The organism is Pantoea sp. Cy-639 (genome assembly GCF_011752525.1).
GTDB lineage: Bacteria > Pseudomonadota > Gammaproteobacteria > Pseudomonadales > Pseudomonadaceae > Aquipseudomonas.
On sequence record NZ_VWXI01000022.1, the window covers coordinates 18465 to 41533 of the forward strand.

Sequence of the window (23069 nt, forward strand, 5' to 3'; positions counted from 1 at the left end):
TCGTGGAGAAGACTGCCGGCCTCCTGCAGGAGTCCCCTCACCCGGCCGCATCAGGCATAATGGCGCCCTTTTTCGCCCCGAAGCACAGGTGTTACCCGATGAAAGCCCAAGCCCGCCATATCCTGGTCAAGACCGCTGACGAAGCCGAGAAGCTCAAGCAGCGCATCGCCAATGGCGAAGCCTTCGACGTGCTGGCGAAGAAGTTTTCCACCTGCCCGTCCGGCAAGCGCGGCGGCGACCTCGGCGAGGTCCGCCCGGGCCAGATGGTCGGCGCCATCGACCAGGTGATCTTCAAGAAGCCCCTGCGCGTGGTGCACGGACCGATCAAGAGCAAGTTCGGTTATCACCTGGTGCAAACGTTCTACCGCGACTGAGCCTCGCTGCCACGGCGCCGGTCCAGCAGTTCGGGGGCCTGCTCGCCGCTGGCGACCACGCGCTCCAGCCCCTCCTGGACACCCTGGCTGGCCACTTCCATTTCCGCCACGGCCCTGAGCATCGCCGCCGTATCGCCGCCGACATGCGCGCTGATGGCCTCGAACGCGCAGCGGTGCACCGCGGCATGGGGCGCGTCGATCTCCCGGTAGCCGGCGAGATGGGCGTAATAGGTGGCGCCATCCCCTTCCCGGTACCACTTGCCCAGGCGGCAATGGGTATGGTCGGTGAAGTCCGCCGCCTGCTCCTGTGACACGCCGAACAGCACCTTGTAGACGCGGAACTTGTAGATCAGGTGGTCGAGCTTGGCCAGTTCGCAGAAGCTTCTGAGCGCCGAGACCGAGGCCGAACTCTCGGCCACGCTCGACATTTCCAGCAGTTGGCGCATGGTGCTGGCCGCGCCCTGCCCGACATCGCTGTAGGATGCCGAATGCTCGGCCAGGGTGGCGATATGACCCCGGCTTTGCGCACTGTCGGCACGAATAGCCGTCACCAGCGTGCCGATCTCGGCGGTCGCCTCCGCCGTGCGCCGAGCCAAGGTCCTGACCTCATCGGCAACCACCGCGAATCCGCGCCCGGCCTCCCCGGCCCGCGCCGCCTCGATGGCCGCGTTCAAGGCCAGCAGGTTGGTCTGGTCCGCCACCTCGCGGATGATCTGCAGCACACCGCCGACCTGCTGCGCCTGATGGTCCAGCTTGCCGACCTTCTCCGAGGCCTCGCCCGACGACTCGGCCAGTTGCTCGAGATTGATGGCGATGGCATCGATGCTGGCCTGGTTGCTACTGGCAATGCCCTGGATACGGATGGCGTAGTCGCGCTCCTGCTCCATGCTGTGGGCCAGGTTGGAGAACGAGCTCTGGGTCATTTCCAGGGAGTGGGAGAACGCCGACAGGTTGCCGGCCAGGCGCGTGAGCACCTCGTTCTGCGCCGACAGCGCGACGACTTGCGCCTGCGCCTGCGCCGCGCGCTGCTCGGCTGCCAGCAACTGCCCACGCAACGTTTCGACCGTGTCTGCGAGCTGCTTGATTTCCAGGTCCTGGCGACCCGACTGCTTCCACCACTTCACACGCTACCCCCGGGGCTGCACCCCATCACCGTCACTGGGCCGACAGAATCGGTCCATGAGTTCGTCGAGAATTTCCAGCATGGCCGTCACTTGCGCGAACAGCAGCAAAGTTGCAGCCGAAAGTGCACCCAACCTTCGGGGATGAGGCGGGTCGCGTCAAGATTAAATCGGCGGCAAACAAGCGCAATAGACGTATTTCTGTCTAAATTCGCGATACGCGGGAGGCACTCGGAAAGCGCAAGGATCAGTTGCCGCAAAATAAAACGGATCAGCCCGCTTGCCGTGACTGATCCGTCCATGTGTGAAGCCTTCGAAGACAACCGCCAGCCAGTGGCAAACGCCCTCAGCGCCGTGCCGCCAGCAACCCCAGCCCGGCACAACCCAGCAGCGAGGCACTGACCCGGTTGAACAGCCGGCGCGGCCCTGGGCGCTCGAACCAGCGCTGCAAGTAGGCGCCCAACCCGGCATAGATGGCGATCGCCGCCCATTCCAGCAGCAGGAACAACACCCCGAGCTGGAGGAACTGCTGGCTGACCGGCGTACTGCCACCGACCGACACGAACTGCGGCAGGAACGCGGTGAAGATCAGGATCGCCTTCGGATTTCCCGCCGCTACCCAGAACTCCTGGCGCGCCAGTTTCCACACGCCCCGGGGCTGTTCACCGCTCACCTGCGCCTGGCCGACCGGCGCGCGCCACAGCTGCCAGGCGATATAGAACAGGTAGCCCGCACCCAGCACCTTGATCGCCAGGAACAGGTACTCGCTGGTATGCAGCACCACCGCCAGGCCCATGGCGGCCAGGGCGATCATGCCGCTGAAGGCCAGCAGCCGCCCGCCGCCGGCCACGCAGGCGATGCGCAGGCCGTAGCGGCTGGCATTGTGCAGGGACAACAGGTTGTTGGGGCCGGGGGCCATGTTCAGGGCGAAACAGGCGGGGATGAACAGCAGCAGGCTCGACAGGTCCATTCTTCTTCTCCTTGGGGACAGCGCAAGCCTCGGCCTGCCAGGGGGTGACGTCAAGCACAGCCACACGGCAAATGGCCGGCACAGTGCAACGCACGTTAGACTGGCGACCTTACCGACCTCAGGTGACCCGCCATGCCTCCGGCGCGCAGCGAAATCTGGCACGACCCCGCCCTGCCTCACGTGGAGAGTCGGCGTGCCTGCCATAGCCGCGCCTGCTACAAGGCGCACAGCCACCCGACCTTCTCCATCGGCGCCGTGGATGCCGGCACGAGCCGCTTCACCGGCGCAGGCAACGGCGAGGTTCGGCTGACGCCAGGCACCCTGGTGCTGGTGCCCGCGCAACGGGTGCATGCCTGCAACCCCGATGCCGGGCAGGCCTGGAGCTACCAGATGCTGCACCTGGACGCCGCCTGGCTCGCCGAGTTGCGCCTCGAGTCGGGCATCGCTGCCGGCGCGCCGGAGGCACCGGCGCGCATCAGCCGCTCGGCGGCGCTGTACCGACAGTTCTGCGCGCTGAACGCGTTGCTGTTCTCAACAGCACCCGCAGTGGAAAAAGACGCTGCGCTGGTGAGCTTCATCGGCGACCATGACTTCGCCACACAGCCGGCGACGATGACGGCGCCGCCGCTCGCCCCCTCGGTACTGGATCGCTTGATTGCACATATAGAACAGAGCGACCCTGCCGAACTCAGCCTGGAGCGCCTCGCCGGACTGGCCGGAATCGGTCGCTATCCGTTGATCCGGGCGTTCGCCGCCGCCACCGGCATGACGCCCCATGCCTATCTGCTCAATGCCCGGGTCAACCGGGCCCGGCGGTTGTTGCGTGAAGGGAGCGGGCTGGCCGAGGTCGCCTACCGGCTCGGATTCGCCGACCAGAGCCACTTCCAGCGGGTATTCAAGGCCCATGCCGGGGTGACGCCAGGGGTGTACCGGCGCTCGGCCCTCCGCCTGTAGGAGCCAGCCTTGCTGGCGAACCACGCGCCTCGACCGCTGTAGTAATCGCACCAGCCTTCATGAGGCGGCCTGCGAGGCCTGCAATATTCTTCAATACCCCAGCCGCCGCCCTCGCCAGACTGCCGGTTTCCCTCGCCAAGAAGCCGCCCATGGAACAGTTCCTGCTCATCGCCGTCGCCCACTTTCTCGCCCTGCTCTCCCCGGGCCCGGACTTCTTCCTGGTCGCCCGCACCTCGGCCAGCGCCGGCTGGCGGGTGGCCAGTGGCGCCTGCCTGGGCATCGCCCTGGCCAATGGCGTGTTCATCGGCGCCGCCTTCACCGGTGTGTCAGCCCTGCATGAGGGCAGCGGGTTGTTCATCGCCCTGCAACTGGCCGGCTGCGCCTACCTGCTGTATATCGGTGGGCTGTTCCTGCGCCATGCCGGCTCTACCCAGCTGGTCGCCAGCGAAAAACCGCTCGCCAACCCTGCGGGCAACTGGCGCACCAGCCTGGTCATGGGCTTCGCCTCGGGGATCCTCAATCCGAAGAACGCGCTGTTCTACGCCAGCCTGGCAAGCCTGCTCGGCAGCAGCAGCCCCGTGGCCAAGACGCTGTACGGTGGCTGGATGTTCGCCATGGTCCTGGCCTGGGACCTGCTGGTGGCCCTGGCCATCGGCAATCAGCGGGTGCTGCGCCGCTTCAGTCGGATCCTGCCCTGGCTGGAGCGGGCCTCGGGGGTGATGCTGATCCTGCTGGCCGTGGGTGTGCTGGTGCACCTGGCGTGGGGGTGAGCAAGGTCAGGTCGGCCAGGTCGAGCAGGCTGAAGTGCCCCCCTGCCCAACCGCCGGTGTCCAGGTGCCAGACATTGCCCAGCACCTTCACCTGAAGCACCGGCGTATGCCCGACCAGCAATGCCCGCACCCCCTCCACAGGCTGCTCGTCGCTCTCCTTCAGGCGTCGCCGCGACCATTGACACACCTCGCGCACATCCGGATCGTCGTAACGCTGCAAGCTCGCACGCAGGTCTGCCCAATCGGCGAACGGACTGTCGGCATGCAGCAGGCCGACCGGTCCACGCGCCGTGTCGACCTCCAGGGCCACCGGCAGCTTCAGGAAGGCTTCGACAAACGGGCGCTGCTGCTCAATGGGCAGATCCAGGAACCACTCGCCGCCGGCATTGCGGTACAAGTCCAGGTCCACCCTGGCGCCGTACAGGTGGTCGATCGCCAGCGTCTCGTGATTGCCCTGCACCGCGTGGAACCAGGGCTGTGCCAGCCACTCCAGGGCCAGCTCGCTGTATGGCCCACGGTCGACCAGGTCGCCGACGCTGAACAGCCGATCGACCGCAGGATCGAAACTGACACTGTCCAGGCACGCACGCAGACGGTGGAAGCATCCATGGATATCGCCCACGGCCAGGTCTCGCCCGTGGAGGTTGGCGGCCAACCGCCGATAACGGTTCATCGCATCGTTCCTCTGCTACTGCTTCGGTGCCGGCGTTGCAGGTCTCCCACAGCATGGCACGGACACCCTGTCCACGCCCGCGTGATTGCCAGGCGGCGCTCCCTCAACCCCGCAGCCGCCCCAGGGCAATCGGCGCGATCAGGCGATGGAACGGCGCCACCGGCAGCATATACAGCCGCCCCAGCCAGTTGTGGGTACGCACCACCGTGCTGACCAACACCTGGCACTGGCCGTCGGGACTGCGCCGACGCAGCAGCGCGATGTGCACATCCAGATGCCGGTCGCAGTCGGCCAGCAACACTTCGTCGTCACTGTTGGCCAGCAAGGTGAAGATTCCCACCCGCTCTCCCGGCTGGTAACTCTCGGGCGCGCGCTGCGGGTCGATCGCCGTCAGCCGGCCGAGGTCCTTCAAGCCGAACATGCCGACCAACCGGTTGCGCAGCACCATCAGGTCATCGATCCAGCCCGGCATGCTGCTCATCAGGCGCAGGAAGTGGGCCATGGCGGGCCGCCCGTCATCCGTCAGGCGAATCGCCCGGCAATGACGAAAACCCGCCCGCGTGGCGTACCCAGCAATCAGGGAGTCGGGAGGAATGGCTGCGGCGTGGCTCATTGCTATTTCCCTCCATGAAATCAACGCCTGCGCACTGGTGGCGGCGCCCGAAGGAATTGTATCCTCGCTTTTCCTATCTGGATCAAGGACGGATTCATTCGTGAAGATCTGCGCAGTGCAACTGGCCGCGCGCAAGGGCGACCTGGCCGGCAACCTCCAGCGCCACCTGCGCTGCATCGAACAGGCCGCCGCCATGGGCGCCGAGCTGCTGGTATTCCCGGAACTGTCGCTGACCGGCTACGAGCCCTCCCTGGCACGCCAGTTGGCAACCCCCGCCGAGGCACCGCTGATGGCCCCCTTGCAGGCGTTGTGCGATCGCCGCGGCGTCAGCGCCGCCGTCGGTCTGCCACTGCCGGCGATCGGCGGCGTGCGCATCGGCATGCTGGTACTTCGGCCCCATGAAGCCCCCCTGAGCTACGCCAAGCAACGCCTGCACGGCGATGAACTGGAGTTCTTCCTGCCCGGCACGCAGCCTCTGGTATTTGCCGTCGGCGAACATCAGGTGGCCCCGGCGATCTGCTACGAGTCGATGTTCCTCGGCCATGCCGAACAGGCCCGGGCACAAGGCGCCGACCTGTACCTGGTCAGCGTGGCCAAGACCGCCAAGGGCATCGAGGAAGGCTTCGCGCACTACCCCAAGGTCGCCCGGCAGCTGGGCATGCCAGTGCTGATGGCCAACTGCGTGGGCCCGGCCGACGTCTTCGTCGGAGCCGGACAATCGGCGGCCTGGGACGCTCAAGGGCAACTGCTGGCAAGCCTGGACCACGAGGCTGAAGGCCTGCTGCTGTTCGACACCGCCAATGCCAGCGCCCATGCCTGCCGGCTGGAACCGAGCGCATGAAGTACCTGCTGCTGGTGCTGGGCAGCTATGCCGTCAGCTACTACCTGGTCGGCCTGCTGGTCAACGGCCGTCTCGCCGACATGGCCGAAGGCCTGCGCCACCGACCGGACGCGCCGCCGCCGGGCCAGTACCTGCGCGAGGTCGAGGCCCATGCCCGACGGGCCCGCCAGCAGTACGCCCTGTTCGTCGGCACGCTGCTGGCCGTCGCGCTGGTGCTGCTGGCCGTCTGGCTCGACTGACTCGGCCGTGGCCGGCGCTACGTCCTCGCGCACAGGAGCGCGGCATCGAGCAACCGGCCGCGGTCGTACCAGGCGTCACGCTGGTAGGCGGTGAACTTGTGCTGCGCGCCCGCGCCCTGGACTTCGACCAGGCCGGAGGCCTTCTTCGGGTCCGTGCTGTCGACGTACAAATCCATCGCGCTGCTGTTGTTCAACAGATACACTTTCGAGCCGCTGGGCAACTCGTCCTGCACGCATACCAGGTAGTCGGGCGGGTTCTTTACCGTGGTTCCCGAGGTGTAGTCGTGTCCGCCCCGTACATCGGCATTCTGCGCGCATCCTCCCAGGAACAGGCCAGCCATGCAGGCCACCAGGATCGCATTGATCAGCGAAGCCGGGCTCATGTCTATCGCCAGGCGTTTCATACGACACCCTCCAAGCCCCCATCAGTAATGGATGACAAGCAACGGACGGTACAACCCCTTTATTAGTTATCGCACTTGTAGATTCTAGCGTTGCAATCCGCTCGAACTATGTCAGTTGGCTATATGAACTGGATCCATTTGCGGGAAACAATGACGTCCGACATATCCAGATGACAACCAATTCAACCCTGCAACGGCTTCAATACCTGATAAAAGATCAGGCGTCACTAAAGACGTGCACTGCAAAACTTCAGAAATGAATAATTATTTAGAGTGGATATTGAAAATAAAAAAATAAATGTTCGGTTATTCACATTATTTTCACGCCTGCCCAGGCATGTTGAAGCCTCATCCGTGAAACGCTTAGCCCGCCTCCCCCAGCGGGCTTTTCTTTGGGCGCTCGAAACCGGCAGCTCACTGCCGGACCAGCCGCACCAGCCAGAAGCACACCCAGGTCAGGCCAGCCAGAAACAGCACGCCCAGGCCCGCACCAACCATCGAGGCCCAATAGGCACCCGGCGCGTCGGCCAGGCTGAACAGCCGCGATGGCCCTGCACGGTTGTAGACCAGGTGCACGCCACGGCGCAGGTCGACGATCCACTCATAGGCCAGGGCCAGCGTGCAGAAGGCCAGGACACCGCCAAGCAGGGTGAAGCCGAGTGCGCTTGTCGACGCGCTGATGCCGCGGCCAGGGGATTTGCGTGTCATCGTTCAGAACGCCAAGGCCAGGCTCTGCCGCCCCTCCAGCGCCAACAGGTACTGCTTGGCCGCCAGGCCACCGGCGAATCCGGTCAGATGGCCCGAAGCCCCGATCACCCGATGGCAAGGCGCGATGATCGAGATCGGATTGCGCCCGTTGGCCGCGCCTACCGCCCGGACCGCGTCGGGGTTGCCGATCTGCCGGGCGATATCGCTGTAGCTGCGGGTCTGGCCGAATGGAATGGCCAGCAACGCGGCCCAGACCTGGCGCTGGAACTCGGTACCGGCGAAATCCAGCTCAAGGTCGAAACACTGGCGCTGTCCGGCAAAATACTCGCCCAGTTGCCGCGCCGCTTCACGTAGCGTCGGGTGCTGGTCGTCACGATGCAATTCGCCCAGGCGCACCCGGTTTTCCCGCTCCTGCTCCCACAGCACGGCGGCCAGGCGGTCGCCACGTGCCGCCAGGGTCAGCACGCCGACAGGCGATTGCATCAGGGTGAAGGCGCAAGACATGCTGAGCTCCGGGCAATGAACGAACCTGGCACTCTACCCATCCGAGTCGGCACACGCACCCGCTTTCTTGCGCGAACCGCTCCTCCACGATCAATCGAAGAACACCATGTTCTCGTAGGGGCGTTCGCGGCAGGCCGCCAGCCGGGAACGCAGGTCGCCGACATGCGCCTCGAGCTGATGCCCGTCAGGGTCGAGGAAATACAGCGAGTCCCCTTCGCTCTTGTCCTGGCGCCACAGGCGCACGTCGTGCGTGCGCAGGTGCTGGCCGAAGGCGGCGAAATCCTGCTGGTCGATGGAGAACGCATAGTGGGTATAGCCGTGCTGCGCAGGTCGCCCCTCGAGTGGATCGAGCGACAGGCACAGCCAAAGCTCGCCCAGGCACAGGTAGGCACCGTTCGCCCAACGGGCCTTGAGCGTGAAGCCGAGCAAGCGCTGATAGAAGTCGATGCTGCCGGGCAGGCTGGACACCGCCAGGGTGAGGTGGTTGAAACCGTTCAACATGACCATGGACTCGCAAAGGGCACATCGGCGTGAGGATTCCACGCCTGCATCAGCCTCGCAACTTTTTCACGGATTCTTCACCGCGCCCGTACATCCTGCTGCCTAGGATTCGCCAACGCGTTGCCTGGGACGTGTTCGACTACCAACGGCAATACAAACGGTAACAAACAAAACTGTTGATGCTGCTGGACTTTTCCCGCTTTCACGCTTGGCTTGCAGTCAGAACGTCGCGCCGGAGGCGCGCCCGTTCGCTGAATGCGGGACCTCGAGCCCGAGGTCAAGCCCCTGTATTCATTCAACCCAGTGGTGCGCTCGCATCGGATTGCCCCGAGCGCCCGCTGAAACCTGTGAACCGCCTGGCACCAAGGCCCACTCATGACGTCCGACAACAGTCCGCTGCGCCACTCTGTCCGTTCCCTGCCCACCCTCGCCACACCCTCACTGGCCGAACGCCTGGCCATTCCCGGCCTGCTGCTGGCCTTCGTGGTGTTCTACCTGCTGCCCCTGATGTCCCATGGCCTGTGGATCCCCGACGAGACCCGCTACGCCCAGATCGGCCAGGAAATGCTGCTCAGCGGCAACTGGGTCGGCCCGCATTTCATGGGGATCCGCTACTTCGAGAAACCCATCGCCGGCTACTGGATGATCGCCCTCGGCCAGGCGATCTTCGGCGAGAACCTGTTCGGCGTACGCATCGCCTCGGCCCTGAGTACCGGCATCAGCATCTGCCTGGCCTACCTGATCGCCCGCCGGCTGTGGAACACCCCGCGCATCAGCGCCGCCGCCGCCCTGCTGTACATGAGCTTCGGCCTGATCGCCGGCCAGGCCGGCTACGCCAACCTCGACCCGCAGTTCACCCTGTGGGTCAACCTGAGCCTGGTGGCGGTATGGTTCGCCATCGACAGCCAGACCTCGCGCTCCCGCCTGCTGGCCTGGGCACTGCTGGGCGCCGCCTGTGGCATGGGCCTGATGACCAAGGGCTTTCTGGCCCTGCTGCTGCCGGTGCTGATCACCCTGCCCTACATGCTCTGGCAACGGCGTTTCGCCGAGCTGCTGCGCTATGGCCCGGTCGCGGTGCTGGTAGCCGTGGCGATCAGCCTGCCCTGGGTGCTGGCGGTGCATGCCCGGGAACCGGACTTCTGGCGGTTCTTCTTCTGGCACGAGCATATCCGCCGCTTCGCGGCCGGCGAGGATGCCCAGCATGCCCGCCCATGGTGGTTCTACCTGCCGCTGATGTTCGCCGCCAGCCTGCCTTGGGCCGTGCTGCTGCCCTCTACCCTGCTGCGCGCCTGGCGCGAGCGACGGGAGCCGAAGACGGCATTCCTCGCCCTGTGGTTCCTGCTGCCCCTGGTGTTCTTCAGTGCCAGCAGCGGCAAGCTGCCCACCTACATCATGCCCTGCCTGCTGCCCCTGGCCCTGTTGATGGCCAAGCGCGTGAACAGCTGGCTGGAAGGCCAGGACAGCCGTGCCCTGCGCCTGAATGGCGCGGTCAATACCGTGCTCGCCGCCGCCGCCCTGCTGGCCCTGGCCTACCTGCAGACGAGCCGGCAGGTCTACCAGCACGCCGAGATGTTCAGCCTGCTGCTGGCCTGTGTCGTGCTGACCACCTGGCTGATCGCCAACTCACTGCAGATCCTGCGCCCGTTGACCCTGTGGGCAATGCCGGCACTGGGCATCGGCATGCTGGTCGCGCTGCTGCCGGCGGCGATGCCGGCGAGCATCGTCGACAGCAAGATGCCCGACCAGTTCATCGCCGAGCACCAGCAGGCGCTGGGCGCAACCCACACCTTGCTGAGCAACGACCTGGGCGCGGCATCGGCCCTGTCGTGGCGCCTGCGCCGGCCTGAGGTGGTGCTGTTCAACACCGTCGGCGAACTCAAGTACGGCCTTGGCGACCCGGCCATGGCCGCGCGCAAGGTCAGCCTCGAGGACATCGGGCCCTGGCTCGCCGAGGCTCGCAGCAAGGGCTCGATCGGTGTGGTGATACGGGTCAACGGCAAGCAGGACCTGGAGGAGATCGAGGCGCTGCCCAAGGATGCCGAGCACTACCGTCGCGGCAAGCTGGAAATCTTCATCATTCCTCAGAGCCAACCATGAACCCGAGCCGTACCGATCGACGCGCCCTGCTGATATTGCTGGCCGCCACCGCCCTGATGCTGACGTTCGGCCTGGGCAGTCGCGAGCTGTGGGGCGCGGAAACCCGCTGGGCCAACATCGCCCTGCAGATGCTGCAGAGCGGCGACTACTTCGACCCCTACCTCAAGGGCAGCGCCTATTACGACAAGCCCCTGCTGTCGTACTGGCTGATCACTGCCAGCAGCTGGCTGACCGGTGGCCTGGGGCCCTGGTCGCTGCGCCTGTCCTCGGTCGTCGCGGCGTGGTTGAGTGTCTGGCTGGTGTACCTGCTGGGCGAGCGCCTGTTTCGCAAGGGTACCGGCCTGATCGCCGGCTGGATGCTGGCCACGACCTTCTATTTCGTGTTCTGGGCGCGGGTCGCCACCGCCGATATCCTCACCGTGTGCGGGGTGCTGGCGGCGGTCTGGTGGTATTGGCGGGGGCCGGAGGACACCCGTTTCTGGCGCTACGCCGGGTTCTTCGGGCTGCTGGCCCTGACCTCGCTGTTCAAGGGGCTGATCGGTTTCATCCTGCCGGGGCTGCTGCTGTTGCCGCACCTGCTCGGTGAACGGCGCTGGCGTCGCCACCTGAACCTGCGCCTGGCGGCGGCCCTGCTGCTGGCCGGGGCGCTGTACATGACGCCGTTCCTGCTGTCGCACCTGTACGGCACGCCCAACTACGGCGAAAGCGGCCTCGGGCTGGTGCTGCGGGAAAATGTGGTGCGTTTCTTCCAGCCCTTCGACAACCTCGGACCGATCTACACCTACCTGATCTACCTGCCGGTCTACACCCTGCCCTGGGCCCCCTGCTGGATCCTCGCGCTGTGGGTGGCCCTGCGTCACTGGCGACAGGTCGAGCCGGATACCCGCTGGCTGATCCAGGGGCTTGGCCTGCTGATGCTGTTCTTCACCGCCAGCGGCAGCCGACGCAGCTACTACGTGCTGCCCCTGGTGCCCTTCGCGCAACTGCTCGGCGCCTGGTGGGTCACGCGCTGGATGGCCGCGCGCCAATCCAAGGGGCGTGGCCTGCACCTGGGCTTCGGGGTGACTGCCGCGCTGCTGGTGGCCGTGCTTGGTGTCCTGGTGCCCTGGAGCAACAGCGGTGGCGGCGTGATCCGCTTCGGCGAGGCCGTGCGCGAGCTGGCGAGCCGGCAGGCCCCCCTGACACAGTGGCGACTGGTCATGGTCGAGGTGGACAACAAGCTGCCCATGTACCTGCAGACCGGCGGCGCACCCTTCTACTACGTGGAGCAGACCCAGGACTACCCGCGCAGCGGCGACACCAGCGCCCTCATGGCCTGGCTGGAGCGCACCAGCGGCGAACATTGGGATCCGCAGCGCACGATCATCGTGGCGCATTACCGCCATGGCGAGACGCCACCGTTCGGTTACCTGGGCGGCGATCACCAGATCGTCACTACCCTGCCCAGCAGGGGCGAGCGATGGTTGCATGCCCGCGAAGACCAGAGCGTGGCTTATATACCGAAGGCCTGACCGGCCAGCAGAAGTGACACTTCAGCCAATTGCAAGCATAAAAAAACCCTAACCGAGTCAGTTACTTGCCAACTTCACACTTTATTAAACATAAGCACACTAAATCACAAACCTGAACCAGAGCTGTCGGTATTTTAGATATCACGAGACACCAACTGCTTTTTCATACTTCTTTCACAAAAACCGGCATACCCTTTGCCGGATAACGCCTTGAGGCATGCACGGCCAGGTCAATGCCGAAAAACTGACCCTGCGCAACGTAATACCTTTTTGCCAATGCACTGGATGCAAAAGCTTTTTTTGCGTCTACGCTGTGATTGGATCCAATGAAATCAATGGGTTCTGTCATTTTCCTGCATCACCGAGGTGCTCATGAGTGAGGCGTTTCTCCCCTTCTCCCGCCCGAGTATAGGCGAAGAAGAAATCGCGGCTGTCGAGCAGGTCCTGCGCTCGGGCTGGATCACCACCGGACCACAGAACCAGGCACTTGAAGAGCAGTTCGCCCAGTACGTCGGTTGCCGTCATGCCATCGCCCTGTCATCCGCCACCGGCGGCATGCACATCGCCCTGCTGGCCCTGGGCATCGGCCCCGGGGACGAGGTCATCACCCCGTCGCAGACCTGGGTGTCCACCGCCAACATGATCGCCCTGCTCGGCGCAACACCCGTGTTCGTCGATGTCGACCGCGACACCCTGATGACCGACGCAGCGCGCATCGAGGCTGCCATCACTGCGCGGACCAAGGCCATCATTCCGGTGCACTACGCCGGTGCCGCCTTCGACCTCGATCCGTTGTACGCCCTGGCCGACAAGCATGGCATCAGCGTCATCGAGGATGCCGCCCACGCCGTCGGCACCCGCTACAAGGGCCGCCATGTCGGTGCCCAGGGCACGGCGATCTTCTCGTTCCACGCGATCAAGAACATGACCTGCGCCGAGGGCGCGATGTTCGTCACCGACGACGAAGCCCTGGCCAACCGGGTGCGCATGCTCAAGTTCCACGGCCTCGGTGTAGACGCCTATGACCGCCTGACCCACGGCCGCAAGCCCCAGGCCCAGGTCATGGAGCCAGGCTTCAAGTACAACCTCGCCGACATCAACGCCGCCATCGCCCTGGTGCAACTCAAGCGCCTGGACGCGATCAACGCCCGCCGCAGCGAACTGGCCGCACGCTACCAGCAACGCCTGGAAGGCCTGCCGGTGCAGCCCCTGGCCGTACCGCAGTACGCGCAGCAACACGCCTGGCACCTGTACATCCTGCGCATCGACAGCGAACGCTGCGGCCTCGACCGCGAAGCCTTCATGAAAGGCCTGCAGGAACGTGGCATCGGCACCGGCATCCACTTCATCGCCACCCACCTGCACACCTGGTACCGCCAGCGTTATCCCGATGTGTCGCTACCCAACACCGAATGGAACTCGGCACGGCTGTGCTCGATCCCCTTGTTCCCCGACATGACCGACCACGACCTGGACCGGGTCGTGGGTGCCATTGAACTGCTTATGGAAAAACAGGCGTGAGACCTTACCCGATTAACTGCGTGTCGATCGTCATCCCGGTCTACAACGAACAGGAGAGCCTGCCCGAGCTGCTGCGCCGCACCGGCGCGGCCTGCCAGCAACTGCGCCACCCCTATGAAATCGTGCTGGTCGACGACGGCAGCCGTGACGACTCCGCGCAAATTCTCGAAGACGCCGCCAAGGCCGAGAACAGCCCGTTCGTGGCGGTCATTCTCAACCGCAACTACGGTCAGCACGCGGCGATCATGGCCGGCTTCGAGCAATGCAAGGGCGACGTGGTGATCACCCTCGACGCCGACCTGCAGAACCCGCCGGAAGAAATCCCGCGCCTGGTCGCCGAGGCCGAACGCGGCTTCGACGTGGTCGGCACGGTGCGCAGCAACCGCCAGGACTCGGCCCTGCGCCGCTGGCCATCGAAGGTGATCAACTACGCCGTGAAACGTTCCACAGGCGTGGCCATGAGCGACTACGGCTGCATGCTGCGCGCCTACCGCCGCACGGTGATCGACGCCATGCTCGCCTGCCGCGAGCGCAGCACCTTCATCCCGATCCTGGCCAACAGCTTCGCCCGCCACACCACCGAGATCATCGTGAACCACGCCGAGCGCGAACACGGGGACTCGAAGTACAGCCCGATGCGCCTGATCAGCCTGATGTTCGACCTGATCACCTGCATGACCACCACGCCCTTGCGTCTGCTGAGCATCGTCGGTTTCAGCATGGCCGCGCTCGGCGTGCTGTTCGCCGTGGCCCTGATCGTGCTGCGCCTGGCCTTCGGCCCGGGCTGGGCCGGTAACGGCCTGTTCGTGCTGTTCGCCGTCCTGTTCGTGTTCACCGGTGGCCAGTTCATCGGCATGGGCCTGCTGGGCGAATACCTGGGGCGCATGTACAGCGACGTGCGCGCCCGCCCACGGTTCTTCATCGAGAAAGTCCTGCGCAGCGGCCCTGCCCCTACTCCGGCAGCCGCTGTCACGGTTGATGGTTTCACTTCTTCTACTTCTGGTCAGGTCACCCCATGAGTGCAAAAACTGTTGTCTTCGCCTATCACGATATCGGCTGCGCCGGCATTGAAGCCCTGCTCGACTGCGGCTACGACATTGCAGCGGTGTTCACTCATGCCGACGATCCCAAGGAAAACACCTTCTACGGCTCGGTCGCCCAGCTGTGCGCGCGCAAGGGCATCCCGGTGCATGCGCCCGATGACGTCAACCACCCGCTGTGGGTCGAGCGCATCAGCCAGCTCAACCCGGACTACCTGTTCTCGTTCTACTACCGCAACCTGCTGAGCGAACCGCTGCTGGCCACCGGCCGCAAGGGCGCCTTCAACCTGCACGGTTCGCTGCTGCCGCGCTACCGTGGTCGCGCACCGGCCAACTGGGTGCTGGTCAACGGCGAGACCGAAACCGGCGTCACCCTGCACCGCATGGTCAAGCGCGCCGACGCTGGCGCCATCGTCGCCCAACTGCGCGTCGCCATCGAACGCAGCGACACCGCGCTGAGCCTGCACGGCAAGCTGCGCAGCGCTGCCGCCGACCTGCTGCGCGACACCTTGCCGGCGCTGCGCCAGGGCAAGGTCAGCGAAACCCCGCAGGACGAGTCCAAGGCCACCGTGTTCGGCCGCCGTACCCCGGCCGACGGCCGCCTGGACTGGAAACAGCCTGCCGAAACCCTGTTCAACCTGGTCCGTGCAGTGACCCAGCCCTACCCCGGCGCATTCTGCCCGGTCGGCGAGCACAAGCTGATCGTCTGGAGCGCCGACGTGGTCAAGGGCAACGATGGCCTGGCCCCGGGCCGGGTGATCAGCACCGACCCGCTGCGCATCGCCTGCGGCCAGGACTCGCTGGTGATCAGCGCCGGCCAGCGCAACGACAACGGCCTGTTCCTGAGCGGCCCGCAACTGGCCAACGAGCTGGGCCTGGTCGAAGGCTCGCTGCTGCGCGGCGGCGACGCTGGCCGGCCGGCACGTCGCACCCGGGTACTGATCCTGGGCGTCAACGGCTTCATCGGCAACCACCTGTCCGAGCGTCTGCTCAGTGACGAGCGCTACGAGATCTACGGCCTGGACATCGGCTCCGACGCCATCGAGCGCCTGCGCCATCACCCGCGCTTCCACTTCGTCGAAGGCGACATCAGCATCCACTCCGAGTGGATCGAGTACCACATCAAGAAATGCGACGTGGTGCTGCCGCTGGTGGCCATCGCCACGCCGATCGAATACACCCGCAACCCGCTGCGTGTGTTCGAGCTGGACTTCGAGGAAAACCTGCGTCTGGTGCGCTACTGCGTCAAGTACAACAAGCGGGTGATCTTCCCTTCGACCTCGGAAGTCTATGGCATGTGCCAGGACCCGAACTTCGACGAGGACAGCTCCAACCTGGTGGTCGGGCCGATCAACAAGCAGCGCTGGATCTACTCGGTCTCCAAGCAACTGCTCGACCGGGTGATCTGGGCCTATGGCCAGAAGGGCCTGAACTTCACCCTGTTCCGTCCGTTCAACTGGATGGGGCCACGCCTGGACCGCCTGGACTCCGCGCGCATCGGCAGCTCCCGGGCCATCACCCAGCTGATCCTGAACCTGGTGGAAGGCACGCCGATCCGCCTGTTCGACGGCGGCGAGCAGAAGCGCTGCTTCACCGACATCGCCGACGGTGTCGAGGCCCTGGCACGGATCATCGACAACGACAACGATGTCTGCAACGGCCAGATCATCAACATCGGCAACCCGGACAACGAGGCCAGCATCCGCCAGCTGGGCGAAGAACTGCTGCGTCAGTTCGAAGCTCACCCGCTGCGTGGCCACTTCCCGCCGTTCGCCGGTTTCCGCGACGTCGAGAGCAAGGCGTTCTACGGCGGCGGCTACCAGGACGTGTCCCACCGCAAGCCGAGCATCGCCAACGCCAAGCGCCTGTTGAACTGGGAGCCGACCGTGGAGATGCGCGAGACCATCGGCAACACCCTGGACTTCTTCCTGCGCGAAGCCATGCGCGAGATCGAGGCCCGTCCGGCAGAAGAAGCACGCTGATGCAGGCAGGGTTGCGCATCGATGTCGATACCTACCGCGGCACCCGTGAAGGTGTGCCGCGTCTGCTGGAACTGCTCGACGAGGCCCAGGTCAAGGCGACCTTCTTCTTCAGTGTCGGGCCGGACAACATGGGCCGCCACCTGTGGCGGCTGATCCGTCCGCAATTCCTGTGGAAGATGCTGCGCTCCAATGCCGCCGGGCTGTACGGCTGGGACATTCTCCTGGCCGGCACCGCCTGGCCCGGCAAGCCGATAGGTCGCGACCTCGGGCACCTGATGCGTCAGGCCCGGGACGCCGGCCACGAGGTCGGCCTGCATGCCTGGGACCACCATGGCTGGCAGGCCAACGCCGGGCGCTGGAGCGAAACGCAGCTGATCGAGCAGATCCGCCAGGGGGTCGACACCCTCAGCGACATTCTCGGTGCGCCGGTCGACTGCTCGGCCGCCGCCGGTTGGCGCGCGGACGAACGGGTGATCGAGGCCAAGCAGGCCTTCGGCTTTCGCTATAACAGCGACTGCCGCGGAGCCAGCCTGTTCCGCCCTCGCCTGGCCGATGGCACGCCGGGGGCGCCACAGGTCCCGGTGGACCTGCCGACCTTCGACGAAGTCGTCGGTCCGCAGGTCGCCGCCGCGGACTTCAACGCCTTCATCCTCGGGCGATTCCGCCCACAAGCACTCAACGTCTACACCATCCATGCAGAAGTAGAAGGGATTCTGATGGCTCAGGATTTTCGCCAGTTGCTGGCTGACGCACGCCAGCGTGGCATCACGTTCAAACCTTTGGGGGACTTGCTGCCCTCCTCGCTCGACACCCTGCCTATCGCCTGCGTGCAGCGCGGCGTCCTGGATGGCCGTGAAGGCTGGCTGGGAGTGCAAGGGGCATGAGCAAACGCTGGACACTACCGCTGTTGCTGGGGCTGTTCGTGCTGGCCTACCTGCTGCCGCTGGGCAGCCACGGCCTGTGGATCCCCGACGAAACCCGCTATGCGCAGATCAGCCAGGAGATGTTGCTCAGCGGCGACTGGGTCGCGCCGCACTTCATGGGGCTGCGCTACTTCGAAAAACCGGCCGCCGGCTACTGGATGATCGCCCTCAGCCAGGGGCTGTTCGGCCAGAACCTGTTCGGCGTGCGCTTCGCCTCGGCACTGAGTACCGGACTGAGCGTGCTGCTGTGCTTCCTGATGGCCCGCCGCCTGTGGAACGACCCACGCAAGAGCCTGGCTTGCGCCCTGCTCTACATGAGCTTCGCCATGGTCGCCGGCCAGGCCGGCTACGCCAACCTGGACCCGCAGTTCACCCTGTGGGTCAACCTCAGCCTGGTTGCCCTGTGGTTCACCCTGGACAGCCGCGGCACCGGGCAACGCCTGGCGGCCTGGGCGGTACTCGGCCTGGCCTGTGGCATGGGCTTCATGACCAAGGGTTTTCTCGCCTGGCTGCTGCCGGTGCTGATCGCACTGCCGTGGATACTCTGGCAGAAACGCTGGCGCGAGCTACTGGTCTACGGCCCCGTGGCGGTCGGCGTGGCGATTCTGGTCAGCCTGCCGTGGGTGCTGGCCGTGCATGCCCAGGAGCCGGACTACTGGCGGTTCTTCTTCTGGCATGAACATATTCGCCGCTTTGCTGGCAACAACGCCCAGCATGACGCGCCCTGGTGGTTCTACCTGCCCTTGCTGGTAGCCTTCAGCCTGCCCTGGGTCGGATTGCTGCCAACAGCGCTGAAGCAGGCCTGGCAGGAACGCGTCCAGCCACGTATCGGCTTCCTGCTGCTGTGGCTGCTGATGCCCTTGCTGTTCTTCAGCCTGAGCAAAGGCAAGCTGCCGACCTACATCCTGCCCTGCCTGCTGCCCCTGGCCCTGTTGCTGGGCCACGCGCTGGCCGACCGGCTGCGCCAGCAGCAAGGCCGGGCCTTGGGCATCAATGGCTGGATCAACCTGGCCCTGGGCGTGGTCGCGCTGATCGCGCTGGCCTGGCTGCAGTTGAAGAAACCCGTGTATGAACACGAGTTGTCCACCTTGCTGCTGCTGTGCGTGGCGCTGAGCGGATGGGTCATCGCCAGCCTGGCCCAGGCCATGTCGCCGCTGCGTTGCTGGGCCGCACCGGCACTGGGCAGCCTGCTGCTGGTCGGCCTGATGCCGGCCGCACTGCCCAAGTCGGTGGAAGCCAACAAGACCCCCGACCAGTTCATTCTCGAACACCTCGACGAGTTGTCCGGCGCCACCCACCTGCTGAGCAACGACCTCGGTGCGGCGTCGGCCCTGGCCTGGCGCCTGCAGCAGCCGAAAGTCGCGCTGTACAACACCGTCGGCGAACTCAAGTACGGCCTGGCCTATCCTGAAGGTGCCGCGCAACGGGTGACCGACACCACTGTAGAGCAGTGGATTGACGACGCCCGCCGGACCGGTCCGGTCGCCGTGGTGATGCGGGTCAAGGGCGAGGACGAGCGCCGCGAGCTCGACCTGCTGCCCGACGACGGCACACGCTACGAGCAAGGCAACCTGGTGATCGTCATCCTGCCCGGGGACACGCCATGAGCTGGCTGTTGCTGCTGGGCGCCTGCCTGCTGACCTGCCTGGGCCAGGTGGCACAGAAGTTCGCCGTGGAAAGCTGGCGCGGGCAGGACAGCACCTGGACCAGCAAGCTGCGCTCCGGGTGGCTGTGGCTGGCCCTGGCCGCGCTTGGCAGCGGCCTGCTGGTCTGGCTGCTGGTGCTGCAGCGCATGGCGGTCGGCATCGCCTACCCGATGCTCAGTCTGAACTTCGTGCTGATCACCCTGATCGCACGCTTCGCCTTCCATGAGCCGGTCGACCGCCGTCACTGGCTCGGCGTGGCCCTGGTCATCGCCGGTGTGGCCCTGCTGGGACAGCAAGCATGAACCAGCGCCTGGGTATCACCTTTGCCCTGGGCAGCGTGCTGCTGGTCAGTGGCGCCCAACTGGCCATGCGCTGGAGCATGACTCGCCTGCCACAGCCCAGTGAATGGCTGGCCGCGCTCACGGGCCAGGGCATCGCCGCCCTGCCCGTGGTCGTGGTGCTGGCAGCGATCGCCGCCTATGCCCTGTCGATGCTCTGCTGGCTGCTGGCCCTGCGCGACCTGCCGCTGGGCCGGGCCTACTCGCTGCTGAGCCTGAGCTACGCCCTGGTCTACCTGCTGGCGGCCAGCCTGCCGCTGTTCGACGAATCGTTCTCTCTTACCAAATCACTGGGCGTGGCACTGGTCATGCTCGGTGTCATCACTATCAATACCCGTCCGGCCCGTGCGCCCGCGTTCAGGAGTGCTCCATGAAAATCACAGTGTTTGGCAGCGGTTACGTCGGCCTGGTGCAAGCCGCGGTACTGGCCGAAGTCGGCCACGATGTCGTCTGCATGGATGTCGACGAAAAGAAGGTCGAATTGTTGCGCCAGGGCCATGTCAGCATCTATGAGCCAGGCCTTTCCAGCCTGGTGCGCGAAGGCATGGACGGTGGCCGGCTGCACTTCACCACGGATGAAAAGCTCGCCGTCGAGCATGGCCGCGTCGCCTTCATCGCCGTTGGCACGCCCTCCTGCGCGGATGGCTCGGCCGACCTCAAGTATGTGATGTCGGTCGGCGAGGCAGTGGCCCGCCACCGCCAGCTGCCGCTGATCCTGGTGGAAAAGTCCACCGTGCCGGTCGGCACCGGCGACAAGCTGCGCGCCCATATCGATGCCGCGCTGGGTGGCCGCGAGCTGCGCATCGATATCGTCTCCAACCCGGAGTTCCTCAAGGAAGGCTCGGCCGTCGCCGACTGCCGCCGCCCAGACCGCATCGTCATCGGCTGCGAAGGCGAGGATGTGCGCGACGTGATGCGCGACCTCTACTCGCCGTTCAACCGCAACCATGACCGCATCATGTTCATGGACCTGCGCAGCGCCGAGCTGACCAAGTACGCCGCCAACTGCATGCTCGCCACCAAGATCAGCTTCATCAACCAGATCGCCGAACTGGCCGAGCACCTGGGCGCCGACATCGAGTCGGTGCGCCAGGGCATCGGCGCCGACACCCGCATCGGCTACCACTTCATCTACCCCGGCTGCGGCTATGGCGGCTCATGCTTCCCCAAGGACATGCGCGCGTTGATCCACAGTGCCGAGCAGGCCCACTGCTCCAGCGACCTGCTGCAGGCAGTCGAGGCCATCAACGAACGGCAGAAGCACAAGCTGTTCGAACGGATCAAGGCGTTCTACCAGGGCGACCTGCGCGGCAAGACCTTCGCGGTCTGGGGCCTGGCGTTCAAGCCCAACACCGACGACATGCGCGATGCGCCCAGCCGGGTGCTGCTCGAGTCGCTGTGGGCCGCCGGCGCCAGCGTGCGCGCGTTCGATCCCGAGGCCATGCAGGAAACCCAGCACCTGTACCCGGACGAGGAAAAGCTGATGCTGATGGGGACGCCGGAGTCGGTGCTGTCTGGTGCCGACGCGCTGATCATCTGCACCGAATGGCAGCAGTTCAAGGCACCGGACTTCGAGTTGATCCAGCAACGCCTCAAGGCACCGGTGATCTTCGACGGGCGCAACCTGTATGACGCCGAGCGCCTGTCGCGCAAAGGCTTCAAGTACTTCCCGATCGGCCGTGGCGACTCCTGCCAGTTGCCGGTAGCCCCCGGGCAACCGCGCCGGACCACGGCAGCGGCGTGATGACCCTGTCGCCCGCCATCCGCCGGCAGTCCCTGTTCGCAGGGCTGCTGGCACTGTTGCTGTTCTGCGCCGGGGCGCATGGGCAGGCGCCCATCGGCTTCGACTCGCGCTTCGTGCTGTTCGCCCAGGAAATGCTGCGCCATGGGCCAACCGTGTTCCCGACCACCTACGGGCAGCCCTACGCAGACTACACGGCGCTCTCGACGTTGTTCATCTGGCTGCTGTCGCTGCCGTTCGGCGCGGTCGACAGCTTGAGCGCTTGGCTGCCCAGCGCCATTGCCGGCGCGGTCATCGTCACCTTGATGTACCGACTGCTGGCGCCCTTCTCGCAGCGCTGGGCCTGGAGCAGCATCGTCCTGCTGCTGCTGACCGCGACCTTCGTCAGCGAAGTGCGCGCCGTGTCCCAGGACCTGATGCTCGCGGCTGTCGCACTGGCCGTGTTCTACCTCGGCTACGCCCACGATCACCGTGGCGCCGGGCGGCGCTGGCCCTGGGTCTTTGTCTTGCTGCTGCTGGGATTCGGCATCCGTGGCCCTATTGGCCTGGTGGTGCCGACCGGCATGCTGTGTGGTTACTACCTGCTCACCGGCCAGTGGCGGCGACTGCTGCTGTTTGGCCTGCTGGCCAGCCTGCTGCTTGCCGCCTGTATCGGGCTGCTGCTGTGGCTGGCACGGGTCAGTGGCGGCGAAGCGTTCCTGCAGGATGTGATCCGCATGCAGTTCATGGGTCGCATGGACGGTAGCGAGGGCTCCAGTGGCGCGCTGTTCTATTTCACCAGCTCGCTGGGCAACTACGCGCTGGCCTATCCCCTCGCCTTGCCCGGGCTGCTGGCCGCCTGGCTGGGGCGCGAGCAACAGCGCGGGCCGGCGCTGAGCCTGGTGTGGTACTGCACGGCAGCCGCGCTGGTGGTCATGCTCGGCCTGTCGATCCCACAGGCGAAGAAAGCCCGCTACCTGCTGCCGATGCTGCCGATGGTGGCGATCGTTGCCGCCTACCCGTTCCAGGTGCTCCACGGGCGTTGCTTTGCCTGGTTGCGCCGCATCGTGCTCGCACTGTGGCTGCTGACGCCTGGCCTGCTGGCCATCGCACTGTTGATCGTCCAACGGCGATATCCCGCGCAGTTGGCAGACATCGGCGTGCCCGTTGCGGTGTTGCTGGTACTGCAAGTGGCGGCAGTGTCTCGACTGTGGTTGCCGCGCTGGCGAGCAGAGGTCATGGCCGGCTGTGCGGTGCTCGCGCTGTGGTTGGTGTACGTGGTGGTATTCGAGCCCGTGGAACGGCGCCTGTACGACACCCGTGGCTTCAGCCAGGCCGTGGCCGCCGAGATCGCGCAGCACCCTGCCCCGCTGGTGCTGCACCGCCTGGGCAAGGACGCCAAGGCCATCAAATTCATGGTCAACCTTGACCAGGACCTGCAACCGGTATTCAGCGAAACGCCTGCACAGTTGCAGGCCGTGCCTGGCCCGGCATGGTTGATGATGGATCGACACGACTTCCAGGCATTGCAAGCGACGTCGGCCCAGGCGCTGCACCCGCAACTGAACGGGCGCTTCGACAACAACGACTACGTACTGCTATACCGCGAGCCCTGACGA

25 protein-coding genes are annotated in these 23069 nt (G+C 65.4%); 16 read left to right on the forward strand and 9 right to left on the reverse strand.

What is annotated here, in order from left to right:
- The first annotated feature begins 59 nt into the window (after positions 1–59).
- On the forward strand, positions 60–374 hold the full coding sequence (locus tag F3J43_RS21720) for a peptidylprolyl isomerase (RefSeq protein ID WP_502706624.1): 315 nt from the start codon (positions 60–62) through the stop codon (positions 372–374).
- Here the strand turns inward: F3J43_RS21720 and F3J43_RS21725 are convergent.
- The gene (locus F3J43_RS21725) at positions 362–1498 is read right to left on the reverse strand and encodes a methyl-accepting chemotaxis protein (RefSeq protein ID WP_166891880.1); all 1137 of its coding nucleotides are present in this window, start codon (positions 1496–1498) and stop codon (positions 362–364) included. The two genes, F3J43_RS21720 and F3J43_RS21725, sit on opposite strands and share 13 nt — an antisense overlap.
- Positions 1499–1841: 343 nt before the next feature.
- Positions 1842–2465 carry a LysE family translocator gene (locus tag F3J43_RS21730; protein WP_166891883.1) on the reverse strand — a complete coding sequence of 208 codons (624 nt, stop codon included), beginning with the start codon at positions 2463–2465 and terminating at the stop codon, positions 1842–1844.
- Positions 2466–2597: 132 nt separating this feature from the next.
- On the opposite strand from F3J43_RS21730, the gene F3J43_RS21735 reads away from it, so the two are divergent.
- Both F3J43_RS21735 and F3J43_RS21740 read left to right on the forward strand, forming a co-directional pair.
- Positions 2598–3419: an AraC family transcriptional regulator gene (locus F3J43_RS21735; RefSeq protein ID WP_166891886.1), complete on the forward strand. Its 822-nt coding sequence runs from the start codon at positions 2598–2600 to the stop codon at positions 3417–3419.
- A gap of 149 nt (positions 3420–3568) precedes the next feature.
- Complete coding sequence (locus F3J43_RS21740) at positions 3569–4189, forward strand: LysE family translocator (RefSeq protein ID WP_166891889.1); 621 nt, start codon at positions 3569–3571, stop codon at positions 4187–4189.
- On the opposite strand, the gene F3J43_RS21745 is transcribed toward F3J43_RS21740, so the two are convergent.
- Both F3J43_RS21745 and F3J43_RS21750 read right to left on the reverse strand, forming a co-directional pair.
- Positions 4098–4862, reverse strand: a complete 765-nt coding sequence (locus F3J43_RS21745; RefSeq protein WP_166891892.1) for a metallophosphoesterase — start codon at positions 4860–4862, stop codon at positions 4098–4100. The genes F3J43_RS21740 and F3J43_RS21745 overlap by 92 nt on opposite strands.
- Positions 4863–4965: 103 nt before the next feature.
- Entirely contained in the window at positions 4966–5475 is a 510-nt protein-coding gene (locus tag F3J43_RS21750) for a DUF2867 domain-containing protein (RefSeq protein ID WP_166891896.1), read from the reverse strand.
- 100 nt (positions 5476–5575) lie between these two features.
- Between F3J43_RS21750 and F3J43_RS21755 the strand changes: the two genes are divergently transcribed.
- Together F3J43_RS21755 and F3J43_RS21760 are read left to right on the forward strand one after the other, a co-directional pair.
- Complete coding sequence (locus tag F3J43_RS21755) at positions 5576–6316, forward strand: carbon-nitrogen hydrolase family protein (protein ID WP_166891899.1); 741 nt, start codon at positions 5576–5578, stop codon at positions 6314–6316.
- Entirely contained in the window at positions 6313–6555 is a 243-nt protein-coding gene (locus F3J43_RS21760) for a hypothetical protein (protein ID WP_166891902.1), read from the forward strand. Before F3J43_RS21755 ends, F3J43_RS21760 begins: the two co-directional genes overlap by 4 nt.
- A gap of 17 nt (positions 6556–6572) precedes the next feature.
- Here F3J43_RS21760 and F3J43_RS21765 read toward each other — a convergent pair whose 3' ends face one another.
- The 4 genes from F3J43_RS21765 to fos all read right to left on the reverse strand — a co-directional run bounded on the left by F3J43_RS21765 (position 6573) and on the right by fos (position 8672).
- Positions 6573–6938, reverse strand: coding sequence for a hypothetical protein (locus F3J43_RS21765; protein ID WP_166892045.1), 366 nt, complete (start codon positions 6936–6938; stop codon positions 6573–6575).
- A gap of 435 nt (positions 6939–7373) precedes the next feature.
- A complete protein-coding gene (locus F3J43_RS21770; protein WP_166891907.1) occupies positions 7374–7667 on the reverse strand; it encodes a hypothetical protein in 294 nt (97 codons plus the stop codon).
- A 3-nt stretch (positions 7668–7670) separates the two neighbouring features.
- The gene (locus F3J43_RS21775) at positions 7671–8171 is read right to left on the reverse strand and encodes a methylated-DNA--[protein]-cysteine S-methyltransferase (RefSeq protein ID WP_166891910.1); all 501 of its coding nucleotides are present in this window, start codon (positions 8169–8171) and stop codon (positions 7671–7673) included.
- 90 nt (positions 8172–8261) lie between these two features.
- Entirely contained in the window at positions 8262–8672 is a 411-nt protein-coding gene (gene fos / locus F3J43_RS21780; protein ID WP_166891913.1) for a fosfomycin resistance glutathione transferase, read from the reverse strand.
- A 375-nt stretch (positions 8673–9047) separates the two neighbouring features.
- Between fos and arnT (F3J43_RS21785) the strand changes: the two genes are divergently transcribed.
- On the forward strand, positions 9048–10769 hold the full coding sequence (gene arnT, locus F3J43_RS21785; RefSeq protein WP_166891916.1) for a lipid IV(A) 4-amino-4-deoxy-L-arabinosyltransferase: 1722 nt from the start codon (positions 9048–9050) through the stop codon (positions 10767–10769).
- A complete protein-coding gene (locus tag F3J43_RS21790; protein ID WP_166891936.1) occupies positions 10766–12280 on the forward strand; it encodes an ArnT family glycosyltransferase in 1515 nt (504 codons plus the stop codon). The genes arnT (F3J43_RS21785) and F3J43_RS21790 overlap by 4 nt, the downstream gene beginning before the upstream one ends.
- Before the next feature lie 163 nt (positions 12281–12443).
- Here the strand turns inward: F3J43_RS21790 and F3J43_RS21795 are convergent, their stop codons facing one another.
- Positions 12444–12629 (reverse strand): hypothetical protein, encoded by a 186-nt coding sequence (locus F3J43_RS21795; protein WP_166891939.1) that lies wholly within the window; start codon positions 12627–12629, stop codon positions 12444–12446.
- Positions 12630–12652: 23 nt separating this feature from the next.
- On the opposite strand from F3J43_RS21795, the gene arnB reads away from it, so the two are divergent.
- The 9 genes from arnB to F3J43_RS21840 are packed head-to-tail and all read left to right on the forward strand — an operon-like array spanning position 12653 to position 23066.
- Positions 12653–13801, forward strand: coding sequence for a UDP-4-amino-4-deoxy-L-arabinose aminotransferase (gene arnB, locus F3J43_RS21800; RefSeq protein WP_166891944.1), 1149 nt, complete (start codon positions 12653–12655; stop codon positions 13799–13801).
- A complete protein-coding gene (arnC, locus tag F3J43_RS21805; RefSeq protein ID WP_166891947.1) occupies positions 13798–14820 on the forward strand; it encodes an undecaprenyl-phosphate 4-deoxy-4-formamido-L-arabinose transferase in 1023 nt (340 codons plus the stop codon). The genes arnB and arnC overlap by 4 nt, the downstream gene beginning before the upstream one ends.
- Complete coding sequence (gene arnA, locus F3J43_RS21810) at positions 14817–16823, forward strand: bifunctional UDP-4-amino-4-deoxy-L-arabinose formyltransferase/UDP-glucuronic acid oxidase ArnA (RefSeq protein ID WP_166891952.1); 2007 nt, start codon at positions 14817–14819, stop codon at positions 16821–16823. The genes arnC and arnA overlap by 4 nt, the downstream gene beginning before the upstream one ends.
- Entirely contained in the window at positions 16820–17707 is an 888-nt protein-coding gene (gene arnD, locus F3J43_RS21815) for a 4-deoxy-4-formamido-L-arabinose-phosphoundecaprenol deformylase (protein WP_205298031.1), read from the forward strand. The genes arnA and arnD overlap by 4 nt, the downstream gene beginning before the upstream one ends.
- The gene (gene arnT, locus F3J43_RS21820; RefSeq protein ID WP_166891958.1) at positions 17704–19353 is read left to right on the forward strand and encodes a lipid IV(A) 4-amino-4-deoxy-L-arabinosyltransferase; all 1650 of its coding nucleotides are present in this window, start codon (positions 17704–17706) and stop codon (positions 19351–19353) included. Before arnD ends, arnT (F3J43_RS21820) begins: the two co-directional genes overlap by 4 nt.
- Positions 19350–19694 carry a 4-amino-4-deoxy-L-arabinose-phosphoundecaprenol flippase subunit ArnE gene (gene arnE, locus F3J43_RS21825; RefSeq protein ID WP_166891961.1) on the forward strand — a complete coding sequence of 115 codons (345 nt, stop codon included), beginning with the start codon at positions 19350–19352 and terminating at the stop codon, positions 19692–19694. The genes arnT (F3J43_RS21820) and arnE overlap by 4 nt, the downstream gene beginning before the upstream one ends.
- A complete protein-coding gene (arnF, locus tag F3J43_RS21830) occupies positions 19691–20104 on the forward strand; it encodes a 4-amino-4-deoxy-L-arabinose-phosphoundecaprenol flippase subunit ArnF (RefSeq protein WP_166891964.1) in 414 nt (137 codons plus the stop codon). Before arnE ends, arnF begins: the two co-directional genes overlap by 4 nt.
- Positions 20101–21474 carry a UDP-glucose dehydrogenase family protein gene (locus tag F3J43_RS21835; RefSeq protein ID WP_166891967.1) on the forward strand — a complete coding sequence of 458 codons (1374 nt, stop codon included), beginning with the start codon at positions 20101–20103 and terminating at the stop codon, positions 21472–21474. The genes arnF and F3J43_RS21835 overlap by 4 nt, the downstream gene beginning before the upstream one ends.
- The gene (locus F3J43_RS21840; protein WP_205298024.1) at positions 21474–23066 is read left to right on the forward strand and encodes an ArnT family glycosyltransferase; all 1593 of its coding nucleotides are present in this window, start codon (positions 21474–21476) and stop codon (positions 23064–23066) included. Before F3J43_RS21835 ends, F3J43_RS21840 begins: the two co-directional genes overlap by 1 nt.
- The last annotated feature ends 3 nt before the right edge of the window (positions 23067–23069 follow it).